This window comes from Robertkochia flava, assembly GCF_020166515.1.
GTDB lineage: Bacteria > Bacteroidota > Bacteroidia > Flavobacteriales > Flavobacteriaceae > Robertkochia > Robertkochia flava.
In genome coordinates, this window is sequence record NZ_JAINZT010000006.1 from 384,428 (window position 1) to 398,232 (window position 13,805).

Genomic DNA, 13,805 nt, shown 5'->3' on the forward strand with positions numbered 1-13,805 from the left:
CCCAACTTATTTGTGAAAAGTGAGCTTGAACATCAATTTGTGCAACAACTGGAGAAAAACCAGAACATTGTTCACAAAATTTGCAGGATTTACACCCATGATGAGCACTCACATAAGGATCTTTTTCAGGAGATCACCATACAACTTTGGAAAGCTTACCCGAAGTTTCGGGGAGATGCCAAGTTTAGCACTTGGATGTACCGGGTAGCCCTTAATACTGCCATCACCCTGTACAGAAAGAAAAAAAGAGGACCACATACCACCGACATAGATCCCATCGCCTATCGTATTAAGGCAGACCACTATGACGATACTGAAGAATTGCAATTGAAACTGATCTATGAAGCCATAAAACAATTGAACGATATCGAAAAAGCCCTGGTATTTCTTTATCTGGAAGATAAAAACTACGCTGAAATCTCAGACACCCTGGGAATTTCAGAGGTAAATGCAAGAGTGAAAATGAACAGAATCAAAACAAAATTAAGAGCAATACTGAATCCCTGATATGGATGAACTTGATATTTTAAAAAAACAATGGAAGAAGGAAGAAGAAACGCTTCCCCGGTTAAAGTCTGAGGATATCTACCAGATGATCCTTAAGCGCTCCTCCTCTGCCGTGAAATGGATCCTGATTATAAGCATCCTTGAACTGGCTATCGGAATTATTCTTCCCTTTCTATGGCACCCCTCCTTTGAGAAACAGGTGCCTCAGTCGGAATTGACAGAATGGATATCCTGGCTCGTTTTACCGGTAGGCATTTATTTCATTTACCGGTTTTTCATGAACTACAAAAGGGTGAACTCCACCTCTTCGGTGAAAGACCTGTTAAGCAACATTATGAGATCCCGAAAAACGGTTCGGTTGTATATCATCGTTAATCTTGTGATTGCAGGAGTACTTACCATGGTCATGATGATCAGTTCCCTGGTCGACCTAAAGGGAGGATGGGAAAACTTTCAGGCAACGGCCACCCTTCCCGAATATCTTATTCTTTTTGGTATCAGTTTAGGGATCACGGTTTTTATGATCGGCATTATATTACTGATCTACTTCCTGCTGTACGGGCTGCTCATGCGCAGACTGAATAAAAATTATAAGGATCTGAAAAAGATAGAGTAATAAAAAAAGGGCTTTCAAATGAAAGCCCTTTTTTTGGTGTTTACGTATTTTAGTACGCCTTGTTTACTCCCTTTTCTACAGCCGGGCGGCCGCGTTCCATCCATTGAGGAGCGTCCTTCCCCTTCAGGTAATGATCAAAGAATTGCATCATACGAATAGAGAGGTCTTTTCTGTTTCCCCAGGCACTTCCACTAAGATTATGTGGCATGCCGTTATAGTTAAGCATCCAGACAGGTTTATCCAGTCGCCTCAGCGCCACAAAAAATTCGATACCCTGGTACCATGGCACTGCTCCATCATCATCGTTGTGCATCATCATCAGGGGCGTCTCCACCTTGTCGGCATAGAACAGAGGTGAGTTTTTGATATAGAGGTCCATATCATCCCAAAGCGTAACACCCAGCCTGCTTTGGGTACGCTCATACTGAAACATACGACTCATACCTGAACCCCATCGGATACCTCCATAAGCCGAGGTCATATTGCTCACCGGAGCACCAGCCATTGCAGCTGCAAACCTGTTGGTTTGGGTGATCAGGTAAGCCGTTTGGTACCCTCCCCAGCTTTGTCCCTGCAATGCCACCTTATCTGAATCGATGAAGGGATTATTGGCCACCATGGCCTCTACCCCACTCACGATACAATCATAAGCACTTTGTCCCGGGTACCCGTCACGGTAAACGATATCCGGTACAAATACCACATAGTCATTGCTTACATAAAATGCTTTATTAATGGTGGAGCGGCTTGGGGTGGGATGAACAAAATTATGGATACGGTCTGAGGAACGTTCATAAAAATAGGTCACCATAGGGTAACGTGCAGATGCATCAAGACCTTCAGGCACATACAATATTCCCTGTAATTTGGTGCCATCATACCCCTCCCAGGCTACTAATCGGGTCTCTCCCCATTTATAATCCAGCATCTGCCTTCCCGCATCACTTACCTTAACGGGGTTTTTCAGATCAGTGGCACTTACCATCAGATCAGGAAAGGTTGTAAAGCTTTCCAGGGTAAATACAAGCCTGTTTGCATCTTTGGCTTTGGCAATAAACTCCGGTTGATGATCGCCCATAAGCATCAGTTCCGGCGCTTTGGCACGATTAAATCGGGTAAGGGCAAATCCCTGCTTCTTATTTTCTTCATTTAATACGGTAAGCATCACCTCCTTCCGGAGATCAATATAATCCTCATCGCTGTCCATCTCCTGGTATCGGTAAATAGTTTTTGTAGCCCTGCCATTTTCCGTAAGATTTACCGGCTTTTTTTTGCCTGAGGGATCAAGCCTCCAGATATCAAACCGGTCATAAACAAATACATATTCATCATTTCTACTCCACCCTGCAATTCCATAAGGCCGGGGCTCAGATGGGGTATCATGTAATTCATCGTAAAAGACCACATCGAGGTCCCTGGTCAGCGGTTCGCGTTTTCCGGAAGCAATTTCGATCCCGTAATAAATACTGTCTGTTCTGTCAAACACGATCGCATACCGCTCATCAGGACCAATTTCTACCTCCTGCTGTGCTTCGGCAAGAAGCGTACGCTCACCCGATTCGGTATCCACCATGTAGTAATCACTGATCCAAAGTCCGCTCCAGGACCTGGCTCTTTCATAGGGTTCATTATCTGTTCCAATGGCGAAACGTGCGTCTCGGTGATTCAACACGCGAATTTCAGGAAGGGTACTGTCTGCCAGTTGTAGCGCCGTTTTTTGTTCGGTATGATACACGGCCCTGAAGGTGCGTTTACCATCTTTGGTTTTATTGAGCAACTGCATTGGCTGAAGCTGCTTATCGGTCCATGCCCAGATATCAAGCTTGGCCCGCTCCCTGCTTAAAAGGGTATCCCTGACCGTTTCACTTTCCGGGTAGGCGGTTCCAAAGAATAGTTTTTTTCCGTTTTCAGAAAAAAATGGATTGGCATTTTTGCTGATGGCCCATCCTTCAGGGAGATTCCTGATCTGATCTGCAGGTACCTCATTGATCGCTGTGGCCGTTCCCGTAAACAGGGCATACGATTTTACCTTGGTAGTATCTGAAGTATATAAAAAAGCCAGTTGGGCTCCTGCTTCATCCAGACTGATCCCTTTAACTTCACCCATTCTGGAAAATACGGTGTCTGCCGACATGGCTTCGGGCTTAAATGTAAGCAGGTGAGATTGTACGCCTGCACTGTCCTTTACCTCGCTTCTCATGAGAAGAACATCAGCCTTTTTCGCCCAGTGGTATTCTTTAATCCCGGAAAAGGCTAGACTATCTCCTTTAAGCGGATTTAAGGCTAAAAGCAAGGTGTCTTTTTTAACTTCCTTTAAGGCATCGCCGGAATCCAGGCTGTCTTTAAGTGCCAAAGCACTATTGCCCTGCTCTGATGCCGTATTTACCAGGGTCTTATACGCCAACCAGCTGCTCCCCTTTTCCGGCATACTGTACCCGTGATTGGAAGGAAATTTTATTAAGCGTCCTGTTTCCAGGATGTAGATTCCCAGGGAATCTTCCTGTCGCTTTTTCCTGTCGACTTCCCCGGTTTCCTCTGTTCTTCTAAGGGCGATCTGGGGTTGTATACTAAAGGCAATATAGCTGCCATCCCCGCTGAACCGAACTTTAGTACCTCTGGGTATGGTATCTGTTCTCCCGTTTTGCAGATCTTTAATGATAAGACTGTTATCGCCCATCCCTGGCTGCAACTCGTAACTCAGGTAACGCCCGTTTGGTGCGAGCTTCGCACCTTCAATGGTCTTCCATTGATCAAAATCTGCCGGGGTCAGGCTCCTTTTTTGCCCATACAGCCCCACTCCTGAAAGGAGAAGTCCTAACAGGAATACATACGTGTTTTTCATATAAAGTAAGATTGGTTAAAAAGATTCGAAATTATCTGGGACGGTTAGACCACCGCCGGGCCTCATTAAGCTCCTCCATCTCGGTGAGTGCTTCCTCCGGAATTACCTTCAGAAAAGATGGATGTTGCTCGATAGCGTATTCTATTTTCTCCACGATCTCATCCACAGTTTCATTATCATAATCGATATGCAGGGGCTCCTTGATGACCATGGATTGAAGAATGCCCTTTTTTTTGATCCTCAGTCCTTTTTTATCAAAAGACCTTCTGAATCCATCGATCACGATAGGCACAACTATCGGCTTATATTCTTTAATAATATGTGCCGTACCTTTTCGTATCGGCTTCCAGGGTTTTGTAGTTCCCTGCGGAAAAGTGATCACCCATCCGTCTTCCAGGGCTATCCCGATATTTTCGGTATCGTGAGGGTTCACTTCCCGTTTGATATCCTTTCCTTTTTCTCTCCAGGTTCTTTCCACCGAAATCGCTCCTGCATAGGCCATAACCTTGGGAAGGAAGCCACTATGCATGGTTTCCCTGGCAGCGATATAGTAAATATTAAGCTTCGGACGTCGGAGATATCCAACATTCCTTATACTGTCTACACGCCCATTAAGACTGGCGTTGAATACGTGAAACATAGCCACCACATCGGCGAAATAGGTCTGGTGATTAGAGACGAAAAGCACGCCCCTGTCGGGTAGGGTATTAATGAGTTCTGAACCTTCTATCTGGAGTTCGTTAAATCCGCGATAACGTCTGTGGGTCATCAATCCTGCGACCTGGATCAACCATTTTTTTATGAGTAGGATGTGCCCAAAAGGATTCTTTTTCAAAAGCGGCATTTACGGTGGGTTATTTTGATGAATTAACAAAATTACAAAATCTGCTCATTAATACCGGGTATTCAGTAATTCTTTCACCTCACTTAAGATCATAGCTGTGGCGCCCCAAACCGTGTAGTCATTCAAACGAAATGCAGGTACTTCGATATCCGCAGCATAGGAAGTATCCAGGCGTTGATAAAACATGGCCTTATCCGATAAAAACTCCTCCAATCGCACCTCTATTAGCCGCTCTACCTCGGTCTCCTGTCTTATGAAACGCAATCTTTCTTCCGAATACCCCATATAAGGATATACCATAAAATTGCTCGGTGGAATATACACTTCGGATAAGGAACGGATGATATTCACTTTTTCCGGATGCACGCCCACCTCTTCGTGGGTTTCCCGGAGCGCGGTATCTTCAAGATCCCGGTCGGAACGCTCCACCTTACCGCCGGGAAAACCCACCTGGTTGGAGTGTACGCCTTTATAAGATTTTCTCAGGATAAGTAAAAGCCTTGTTTCCCGGTCTTCTCCCGGATAAAAAAGATTGAGTACAGCGGCCTGACGGGGTTTAGCCGATTTTAAATAGGCTTCCCGCACATGCCTGATCCGGCTGGGAGGAATCATTTTATGGTGAGAATCCATGCCGGGCAAGGGCAGATTTTTTATTTTTGGGATCAAATTATAAAATTCTTCAAATTTCATGAGTCATACGTGCTTTCGTCCCATTACAATATTACTACTTATTCTGTTAACTGCATGCGGCAACCAGGAGGCCAAACAACAACAGCAACAGGCCGAAAGGGCAAAACACGTGGAAGACAGCCTGAAAACCGCCAGGGAAAAGGCATTATTGGAAGAAAAAAAGAAAAAAGAGGAAGAAGAAAAATTCCTGCTAACGGAAGAAAATGCCATCCCTTTTTTCTTTGAATATCAAAAAGAGCACAAAGAAGATAAGGTTAGAATATATACCAACAAAGGAAATTTTGACCTGGACCTGTACGAGGAAACCCCCTACCACCGGGCTAATTTCATTTACCTGGCTAAAAAACGGTATTTCGACCATACCTATTTCCATCGCGTGGTAAAAAACTTTATCATCCAGGGCGGAAATACCGACCTCATTACCACTGCCGAGAAAAGAAGTAAGATCGGGTCCTATCTTTTACCCCCGGACACCAAAAAAGGATTTAAGCACCACCGTGGCACGATCTCCATGCCTAGTAGTGACAATGTAGATAATCCGCATAAACTGGCATCTCCTTACGAATTCTTTATTGTGGTTACCGATCCGGGGTCTTATCATCTCGACGGTAATTATACTGCATTCGGAAAGGTGATCTCAGGTATGGATGTAGTGGATGCCATTAATAATGTTCCCACAGACGATGGCGAATGGCCCATGCGCAACGTGGTGATTGATTCGGTCAGAATACTCCGGTGATCACGTTTAGTTCTCCGGATGGTATAGGGAGGGTAGGGATAATTTAAATCGCACCGCTAACAACCGGATCAGGATAACCACTGCAATAGGCAGGGCAAATACCACCTCGTCCCGCAATGGAAACTGCTGCAGGATGAAATAAAAGATACCCCCGGAAATACAGGCGGTGGCATAAATCTCTTTACGGAAAATAATAGGGATCTCATTACAGAGGATATCCCGGATCACCCCGCCGAACGATGCCGTTATCGTACCAAGAGTGATACACATGATCGGAGTAAGTCCGGCTGCCACACCCTTCTCTACCCCTACTACTGTGAACAGACCAATACCCAGGGTATCAAACAGGAAAAGGGATTTTCTTAGGTATCGAAGTTGTTCCCGAAAACTCACTGCAAAGACCACAGACCCCATAATCACGTACATATAGGTCGTATTGACCATCCAAGATACCGGGCCAACTCCAAGAAGCATATCCCTTAAGGTCCCCCCTCCCAGGGCAGTAACAAATCCGATTATAAATATTCCAAATGGATCCAATCGCTTATGCATGGCTGTAAGTACCCCTGAAATTGCGAAAGCAACCGTTCCTAAAATTTCAATAATAAAATAAAACATAGGCTATCCGTTAATTCAGAATGTCCTGCAATATGGGCTTTAATCCGCTGAAGAAAAACTCTACAGCAATTACCATTACGATCAGGCCCATAAGGCGCATCATCACATTAATACCCGTTTGCCCTAAAAGTTTTATGATCTTACTGGAACTGTACAAGATAAGATAGGTAACCACCATCACTATAAGGACGCTCCCAATGAGCACTACCTTAAGGCCCACCGTGGAGGCATCTTCCATCAAAACGATGGCATTGGTCAAAGCCCCTGGTCCGCAGATCATCGGGATGGCCAGGGGGGTAATGGAAATATCGTCAATATAAGTATGCACCTCAGACTCCTTTACTTTCACCTTGCCTAATCTGGCCTGGAGCATATCCATGCCCATGAGAAAGAAGATGACCCCGCCCACCATACGAAAGGAATTCACAGAAATTCCAAAAAACTTAAACAGCAATTGTCCGGTGAAAGCAAAGATCACTATAGTAATAAAGGCAGTAATACTGGCCTTTCGTGCCGTACGTGTACGATGATCACTGTCAAGGTCAGAGGTCATGGTAAGAAATATCGGCATGGTGCCCAGAGGATTAATCAGGGTAAAAAATGAAGTGAAGGCCAGTAAACCAAAACTTAAAAGCTCGTTCATAGCAACTAATCTGCTTTAATAATATTGTTTTAAATATCGGAATTTCTGAACCCGCTTTGTTTGTGAATCCAGGGACTTCCAGGCGCAAAGTTCAGAGTTTTATTCGTATTTACTTACATTTCTATACAAAATTATTAGTGCCTGGCAGAAATGAAAATCCCTGCCTGCTAATTACTTTTCCCCAGCTGCAGTATCCTGAAAACTCCTGCAATTATTTTTCAAACCTGCCTGCGATTCGTCACCGGAAATCAACAATTCAGAAACTATTATTTCAGAAACCCCGGATGACTACCGAATTTTGAAAGCGTAATCAAAAAACGATATTATGAAAATTGCAATCTTTTTACTCACCATTTTAAGTACTACCAACCTGCTGTACTCCCAGGAACCCGTAAAAGAAGCAGACGGCCATACCATCTTGGTACAATTGGAAAACCTGGTTAATGATGAAGGCACCGCCCTGATCGCCCTGTACAACGAAGATGGATTTATGAAAAAAGCACCGGTAGCCTCTGGGAAATCTTCCATAAGTGACGGAAAGGCCGAATTCCGGTTTGAAAATGTACAACCCGGAACCTATGCAGTGGTAGCCCTGCACGACACCAACGGAAATCACCGGATGGATTTTGATTCGAACGGGATGCCCCTTGAAGGATGGGCGACCTCAAATAACGATATGACCCCGGGGCCACCAAATTTTGACAGTTCAAAGTTCACCCTGGGGGAAGACCTTGAGCTTACCCTGCGTTTCTGAATCCGGTGGCCGGACACGCCATGCCGAAGGCAGTTCGCTGCCAACAGCATGGCTTTCCCTGGCACCTATCCAACAACCTGCTGATAATCAATATTATTGATCAATTATAAATAATACATAAGAATTCGTGATACTTTCTTAAATTTGGGGTGCCAATAAAACCCGCATCCGCAATGACCATAACCCAATTACAATACGTTCTGGCAGTGGCAGAACATAAGAATTTCACTCTTGCTGCTGAAAAAAGTTTTGTTACTCAGCCTACGCTGAGCATGCAAATCCAAAAGCTGGAGGACGAGCTGGATATCCTGATCTTTGACCGGAGTAAAAAACCGATACAACTTACCCAGGTAGGGGAAAAGATCGTGGACCAGGCCCGAAATATTGTAAACGAATCCTTTCGGATCAAGGACATTGTAGATCAGGAAAAGGGATATATCGGCGGGGAATACCGCCTTGGTATTATCCCTACCATTATGCCAACCCTCTTACCTTTATTTTTGAAGAACTTCATCAGGAAGTACCCGAAGATCAATTTAAAGGTTGAGGAGCGTAATACAGACACGCTGATCGGAATGCTGGAAGACGGATACCTCGATGCCGCCATTGCTGCCACCCCGTTGGAAAATGAACACATCCGGGAGCGTCCGTTGTATTACGAACCCTTTGTGGCCTATATTCCGCAAAGTCACAGGCTAAATGATCTCGGGGATATATCTGTAGAAGACCTGGACCTGGACGACATCCTGTTATTGGAAGACGGGCATTGTTTTCGGGAAGGCGTTATTAACCTCTGTAAATCCAAAGGAGAATTCAACGAACAGCATTTCCAACTGGCCAGTGGAAGTTTTGAAACCATGCTGAAACTTGCCGACGACGGGATGGGAATGACCCTCCTCCCCTATTTGCATACCCTGGACCTTCAGGAGTCGCAAAAAGCTAACCTACATTACTTTAAAGATCCCAAACCCGCCAGGGAGGTAAGTATCATCTACCATAAAAGCGAATTGAAGATGCATATCACCAATGCACTGAAAGAAACCATATCAGGCGTCGTTCGCGGAGCCATCGCCTTTCAAAATGTGCAGATCATCAGTCCGATCAATAAATAAAAAAAGCCGCTTTTAGCGGCTTTTTTGTTTTTCTATACAATAAAGGTTAAACATTTTGAAAGTTCCGGCTTCCCCTGTATGTAATGCATGAGCCAGATTCTCAGCTCATCCAGTTCATGGGGTAACAGTCGTTTTACAGCCTTTTCCAATTCCTTGCGGAAAAGCTGCACATCAAAACTGACTTTTTCAAGAACAGTTTTGGTGTACTCAAACATAGCTCTAGGCATAATCTTTAAGCATTTAGTTAGGTATAATGATCAATAACAATTGAATTATTGACGCTATAAATTTAAAAATAATTTTAAATTAAAATGTGAAATAATGAATTTTAACCTGTCTTTTTTGTGAAATTCATAACAGACGCCTCCTCCAATTCAATTGTATTATTAATAACGTATTTGGAACATTTTATATTGTGGCAGAATAATTATATTCGGTGATAAAATAACATATTTTTCAACCCATCTTTATGAGATACTTCTTAGCCTGCTGCAGTGTTTTCCTGCTAATTTCCTGCGGATCAAACCCTAAACGCCAGTTTTCGAAGGCTTTGCCGGAACTGCTCAACGACCCTTACTTTGAGAACCAGTTTACAGGGATCTTTATTATAGACCCGGAGAGTCGGGACACCCTCTATCAGCAAAACTCCGGGAAATATTTCACTCCCGCCAGCAACACCAAAATATTCACCCTGTTTACCGCAATGGAACTCTTACCTGAACTTTTGCCTCAGTTGCAGTATCAGGCCCATGGAGATACCATTTACATCAGGGGTACGGGAGATCCCACCCTGTTACATCCGTATTTCAAATCGGGAAAATCCCTGGAGCTCATCGCCCAGTTTCCGCACATCAAATACCTATACAACCGTTTTCAGGATACACCCCTGGGCCCCGGATGGTCCTGGGCCGACTTTGATGCGTATTATTCCGCCGAACGAAGCGGACTACCCTTGTATGGAAATGTAGTCCTGGGCGGCAAAACCCCAGGTGGAGAACCCTGGATGACTCCGGATGTATTTCCTTTTGAATGGAGCGTTGAAAAACCCCGGTTCAATCGAAAAAGAGATGAGAATCATTTTTACCTGTACACCAATTCCACAGCAGATACCCTTGAGATCCCATTTGTAACCGATACCAGCAGCGTCCGCACTCTGCTGGAAAACCTGGTAAAAAAACCGGTGGAACTTTGCACATCGGCTCCCGGAGATACCTGGGAAACCATCTATGGGGTGCCAGCCGATTCGGTGTACAAGAGAATGATGAAGATCAGCGACAATTTTATCGCCGAACAGCTGCTCATCCAGGCGTCAGGGATAATAAGCGATACCCTCGACCCGTCCGAGGCTATTGAATTCATGTTCAACGGACCCCTGTCAGATATGGCCCAACAGCCCCGTTGGGTAGACGGATCGGGATTGTCCAGGTACAACCTGTTTACCCCGGAGTCTATGGTTCATGTCCTGGATAAACTCTACCAGTGTTACGGCACCGAAAGACTCTATGCCTTTTTCCCGGAGGGAGGGGTGTCGGGAACCATTAAAAATTATTTTCACGGAAACGACAAGCCCTACCTACACGCTAAAACAGGTACCCTCAGCAACAATTACTGCCTGAGCGGATACCTCGAAACCCAATCCGGAAAAACCCTGATCTTCAGCTTTATGAACAATCATTATATGGGATCCAGCACGCCTCTCAAAGCTAAAATGACTCCGGTGCTGGAGTGGATCAGGGATCATTATTAGGGATGGACAGTGAGTTGGAGTTGGAGTTGGAGTTGGAGTTGGAGTTTGAGTTGGAGTTTGAGTTTGAGTTTGAGTTTGAATTTGAGTTTGAGTTTGAGGGATGAGTGATGCGTGGTGCGTGATGAGTGATACGTGGTGCGTGGTGCGTGGTGATCATAAATTATTGTTTTAATTATTACTTATGACACACTTTTTTGAGCAGTCTCTTAGTAAACATTTGAATAACGCAACACACAATAATAATCGGAATTGGAATTTTAGCTGGGCTATTACTTTATCCCAAAACCAAACCAACATTTCTCAAGGTAGTCTTAATTGGCCTTACAATTAGTTTTGGACTTTCGCTTTTTAAGAATCAATTGTTGACAAACTTGTCATTTTTCAGCTTTGGAATTCTGACCTTATCTTTTTCAGTCCACCAATTTGCTAAACGAAAATTGCCAAATTTTGCGATTGGACTCTTTTCATTTTTACTCTTTCTGTGGGCCTTATTTCAATCCCATTTATTGGAGAATTGAGATTCTTAATGCTTCTTCCGATTGGAATTTACATCTGGACATTAATCAAAAAATGGAAAACGGAAAACGGAATTTCTGTTTTGACAGTTCTGGCTTTTTATGAGCTATCTGAATTTCTGATTTTGATAGGGCAATGGACTCAAATAAAATAAAAAAACCGTTTGCTAACACAGCCTATAACCAAACGTTATAATTCCGTAAGAATCAGACTATTTTATTTATCTTGTTCAGCATTAAAAACCAAACCTGCTGTACTTGGTACCTTGCTCCCGAAACGTCAGGATAATGGCCAGCACTTAGTCCCGCCTTTGAAACTAATAAAAAATGAACTTAATAAAGAACATCTTAATCGTCATCTCTTTAGTCCTTTTAATGGGGTGTAGTGAAACCAAGACCAAACAATTGACAATTTTGGGCTCAGTTCATTTTCCTACAGCTGGAATTAATATGGACTCCGTTTACCTTGCCATAAAAAAGGTACAACCTGAAGTAATTTTAATGGAAAGAGATTCTGTGAGTTTTGACACTGCCTTCAACAGGAAGGTTGAATATGAAGAAAATGAAGACCAGGCGGTTTCCAAGTTTATAAAAGACCATCCTAAAACAGTTTTAAGGCCAATAGAATTTGAAGGGAGAAATGCATACAGGATTAAAATGGGACTATACTCTGAAGCCCATGAGGTATATCAAAAGCTAAATGAACTAAGCAGGTCAAAGAAGTTAAACACTGAAGAGCGTCTTATATGGAGTAGGTTTGCCACTTATTGGGCATTGTTAGACAGTCTTGCAGCTGTTAACTTAAAGGCTCTCAATACTGAAGCGTCTGATGCTATTTTGGATAGCGCCAAGTTTTATCAGTATACTCAAATGAAGAAAATTGTCAATGAGCATGATGAGTTCACTGAAAAGATGCTTGACTCAAAAGGGGACTCTATTTCATTAGCTCAATATTTCGAGAAATGGGTGCAATTTGAACACTATGACAGAAATAATGCTATGGTTGCCAATATCATAAAAACTATAGACCATTCACCCCATAATCGATTTTTGTTAACTGTTGGATATCATCATCGCTATTACATTAAAAAAGTATTAGAACAAAAAGCACCACATATAAAAATAGTCGAGTTCTATGAATAAAACAATGGCCATAGCTTAATCAACTACCTTAAAACACGCTTTAAACTAACTGTTATCATCAATAAAATGAAAATCCTCAAATACTTAAAATACATTATAGCAGCATGGTTACTTCTCACACTTGTAATTTGTGCAGGAGGGGTCATTAAATATAATATAGATCTGAACCGATACATAGATCAGGAAGGCCCCAAAGAAAAGAGAAATAAACCCAATTCCTTAAGCAAGGAAACTGAAGTATATGTAGTGGGGAGCGTTCATTTTGAAACGGACAAGATCAAAAGAGATGACATCTACAATTACGTAGACAATATTTCCCCCTCTGTTATTTTATATGAGAACAACACCAAGACAGTGAAAAGGATGGTGAATAGAACAGATTTTTGGGGGCAACTTATGAGTTCCTTTAAAAAAGGGAATAAAGTAGAAAGTTTCGTTTCACTCAGGTATAAAAAACACCACCCTGGATCTGAAATTTTACCCTTCGAATGGGAAGAAAGAGATGCGTACCACGCTAAACACAACCTGGCAACCAATTCAAGTAAACTGCTCGGTTCAGCGATCCGGCTGAATCGGGAAAACCTCCTGTCCAGTGAGGAGTCCGCAATAATGGACCAATTCCAGGAGATAAATAAAAAATACAATGAGATCGGAAATACTGAAACGGTATATGATATTAATAATTCACATACCGATAGCATTATCAGAATCAGACAGTCCTATGTTTATAAGACCATCCCGGAAATGGTAAAAGAAAGAAACGATTTAGCAGCATTTAAAGACTTTCTCCCTATACATATGGAATATTGGGACACCAGAAATAAAGCAATGACGGCAAACATCTTAAACCAAATCAAAGTCCATCCCAATAAAAGGCTCGTAGTTTTAACCGGATATTCACATCGGTACTATTTAATTGATGAATTAAAAAAGTACGAAGATGAATTAAATTTTTCTGTCAAATCGAGATAATTACTGATGATACACTGGCTATCATCCATAGCTGCTTTCTTACAAGTTCTTACTATTTCCATT

Annotated in this window: 14 protein-coding genes; 8 read left to right on the forward strand and 6 right to left on the reverse strand. The window is 42.9% G+C overall.

Annotated features, from left to right (window positions below; translation table 11 throughout):
• Nucleotides 1–12 precede the first annotated feature (12 nt).
• Nucleotides 13–507 carry an RNA polymerase sigma factor gene (locus K7R11_RS10825; protein WP_224490680.1) on the forward strand — a complete coding sequence of 165 codons (495 nt, stop codon included), beginning with the start codon at nucleotides 13–15 and terminating at the stop codon, nucleotides 505–507.
• Between the two features lies 1 nt (nucleotide 508).
• Nucleotides 509–1,123: a hypothetical protein gene (locus K7R11_RS10830; RefSeq protein WP_224490682.1), complete on the forward strand. Its 615-nt coding sequence runs from the start codon at nucleotides 509–511 to the stop codon at nucleotides 1,121–1,123.
• 49 nt (nucleotides 1,124–1,172) lie between these two features.
• Here K7R11_RS10830 and K7R11_RS10835 read toward each other — a convergent pair whose 3' ends face one another.
• From K7R11_RS10835 to K7R11_RS10845, 3 genes are read right to left on the reverse strand one after another with little or no spacing between them, the layout of a single operon-like run.
• Nucleotides 1,173–3,965, reverse strand: coding sequence for an alpha/beta hydrolase family protein (locus K7R11_RS10835; RefSeq protein ID WP_224490683.1), 2,793 nt, complete (start codon nucleotides 3,963–3,965; stop codon nucleotides 1,173–1,175).
• A gap of 31 nt (nucleotides 3,966–3,996) precedes the next feature.
• On the reverse strand, nucleotides 3,997–4,809 hold the full coding sequence (locus K7R11_RS10840; protein WP_224490685.1) for a lysophospholipid acyltransferase family protein: 813 nt from the start codon (nucleotides 4,807–4,809) through the stop codon (nucleotides 3,997–3,999).
• 48 nt (nucleotides 4,810–4,857) lie between these two features.
• Complete coding sequence (locus K7R11_RS10845) at nucleotides 4,858–5,439, reverse strand: NUDIX hydrolase (RefSeq protein WP_317196477.1); 582 nt, start codon at nucleotides 5,437–5,439, stop codon at nucleotides 4,858–4,860.
• Between the two features lie 58 nt (nucleotides 5,440–5,497).
• Between K7R11_RS10845 and K7R11_RS10850 the strand changes: the two genes are divergently transcribed.
• Complete coding sequence (locus K7R11_RS10850; RefSeq protein ID WP_224490688.1) at nucleotides 5,498–6,238, forward strand: peptidylprolyl isomerase; 741 nt, start codon at nucleotides 5,498–5,500, stop codon at nucleotides 6,236–6,238.
• Between the two features lie 6 nt (nucleotides 6,239–6,244).
• Here the strand turns inward: K7R11_RS10850 and K7R11_RS10855 are convergent, their stop codons facing one another.
• Both K7R11_RS10855 and K7R11_RS10860 read right to left on the reverse strand, forming a co-directional pair.
• Nucleotides 6,245–6,856 (reverse strand): trimeric intracellular cation channel family protein, encoded by a 612-nt coding sequence (locus K7R11_RS10855; protein ID WP_224490691.1) that lies wholly within the window; start codon nucleotides 6,854–6,856, stop codon nucleotides 6,245–6,247.
• A gap of 10 nt (nucleotides 6,857–6,866) precedes the next feature.
• Nucleotides 6,867–7,499 carry a MarC family protein gene (locus K7R11_RS10860; protein ID WP_224490693.1) on the reverse strand — a complete coding sequence of 211 codons (633 nt, stop codon included), beginning with the start codon at nucleotides 7,497–7,499 and terminating at the stop codon, nucleotides 6,867–6,869.
• 325 nt (nucleotides 7,500–7,824) lie between these two features.
• Between K7R11_RS10860 and K7R11_RS10865 the strand changes: the two genes are divergently transcribed.
• Together K7R11_RS10865 and K7R11_RS10870 are read left to right on the forward strand one after the other, a co-directional pair.
• The gene (locus tag K7R11_RS10865; protein ID WP_224490695.1) at nucleotides 7,825–8,253 is read left to right on the forward strand and encodes a DUF2141 domain-containing protein; all 429 of its coding nucleotides are present in this window, start codon (nucleotides 7,825–7,827) and stop codon (nucleotides 8,251–8,253) included.
• A 173-nt stretch (nucleotides 8,254–8,426) separates the two neighbouring features.
• Nucleotides 8,427–9,365, forward strand: coding sequence for a LysR substrate-binding domain-containing protein (locus tag K7R11_RS10870; RefSeq protein WP_224490697.1), 939 nt, complete (start codon nucleotides 8,427–8,429; stop codon nucleotides 9,363–9,365).
• A gap of 32 nt (nucleotides 9,366–9,397) precedes the next feature.
• Here the strand turns inward: K7R11_RS10870 and K7R11_RS10875 are convergent, their stop codons facing one another.
• Nucleotides 9,398–9,592 (reverse strand): hypothetical protein, encoded by a 195-nt coding sequence (locus tag K7R11_RS10875; protein ID WP_224490698.1) that lies wholly within the window; start codon nucleotides 9,590–9,592, stop codon nucleotides 9,398–9,400.
• 242 nt (nucleotides 9,593–9,834) lie between these two features.
• Here K7R11_RS10875 and K7R11_RS10880 point away from each other — a divergent pair, with 242 nt between their 5' ends.
• From K7R11_RS10880 to K7R11_RS10890, 3 genes are all read left to right on the forward strand, one after another.
• Nucleotides 9,835–11,112, forward strand: coding sequence for a D-alanyl-D-alanine carboxypeptidase/D-alanyl-D-alanine-endopeptidase (locus K7R11_RS10880; protein WP_224490700.1), 1,278 nt, complete (start codon nucleotides 9,835–9,837; stop codon nucleotides 11,110–11,112).
• Nucleotides 11,113–11,954: 842 nt separating this feature from the next.
• Nucleotides 11,955–12,770: a hypothetical protein gene (locus K7R11_RS10885; protein ID WP_224490702.1), complete on the forward strand. Its 816-nt coding sequence runs from the start codon at nucleotides 11,955–11,957 to the stop codon at nucleotides 12,768–12,770.
• 66 nt (nucleotides 12,771–12,836) lie between these two features.
• On the forward strand, nucleotides 12,837–13,742 hold the full coding sequence (locus K7R11_RS10890) for a hypothetical protein (RefSeq protein ID WP_224490703.1): 906 nt from the start codon (nucleotides 12,837–12,839) through the stop codon (nucleotides 13,740–13,742).
• Nucleotides 13,743–13,805 lie beyond the last annotated feature (63 nt).

What these genes read in the sequence shown, in the direction of transcription:
- K7R11_RS10880 (WP_224490700.1), top strand. Translation starts at nt 9,835, where the DNA reads ATGAGATACTTCTTAGCCTGCTGCAGTGTTTTCCTGCTAATTTCCTGC.
- K7R11_RS10845 (WP_317196477.1), bottom strand. Translation starts at nt 5,439, where the DNA reads ATGGATTCTCACCATAAAATGATTCCTCCCAGCCGGATCAGGCATGTG.
- K7R11_RS10885 (WP_224490702.1), top strand. Translation starts at nt 11,955, where the DNA reads ATGAACTTAATAAAGAACATCTTAATCGTCATCTCTTTAGTCCTTTTA.
- K7R11_RS10830 (WP_224490682.1), top strand. Translation starts at nt 509, where the DNA reads ATGGATGAACTTGATATTTTAAAAAAACAATGGAAGAAGGAAGAAGAA.
- K7R11_RS10840 (WP_224490685.1), bottom strand. Translation starts at nt 4,809, where the DNA reads ATGCCGCTTTTGAAAAAGAATCCTTTTGGGCACATCCTACTCATAAAA.
- K7R11_RS10860 (WP_224490693.1), bottom strand. Translation starts at nt 7,499, where the DNA reads ATGAACGAGCTTTTAAGTTTTGGTTTACTGGCCTTCACTTCATTTTTT.
- K7R11_RS10870 (WP_224490697.1), top strand. Translation starts at nt 8,427, where the DNA reads ATGACCATAACCCAATTACAATACGTTCTGGCAGTGGCAGAACATAAG.
- K7R11_RS10835 (WP_224490683.1), bottom strand. Translation starts at nt 3,965, where the DNA reads ATGAAAAACACGTATGTATTCCTGTTAGGACTTCTCCTTTCAGGAGTG.
- K7R11_RS10890 (WP_224490703.1), top strand. Translation starts at nt 12,837, where the DNA reads ATGAAAATCCTCAAATACTTAAAATACATTATAGCAGCATGGTTACTT.
- K7R11_RS10855 (WP_224490691.1), bottom strand. Translation starts at nt 6,856, where the DNA reads ATGTTTTATTTTATTATTGAAATTTTAGGAACGGTTGCTTTCGCAATT.
- K7R11_RS10865 (WP_224490695.1), top strand. Translation starts at nt 7,825, where the DNA reads ATGAAAATTGCAATCTTTTTACTCACCATTTTAAGTACTACCAACCTG.
- K7R11_RS10850 (WP_224490688.1), top strand. Translation starts at nt 5,498, where the DNA reads ATGAGTCATACGTGCTTTCGTCCCATTACAATATTACTACTTATTCTG.
- K7R11_RS10875 (WP_224490698.1), bottom strand. Translation starts at nt 9,592, where the DNA reads ATGCCTAGAGCTATGTTTGAGTACACCAAAACTGTTCTTGAAAAAGTC.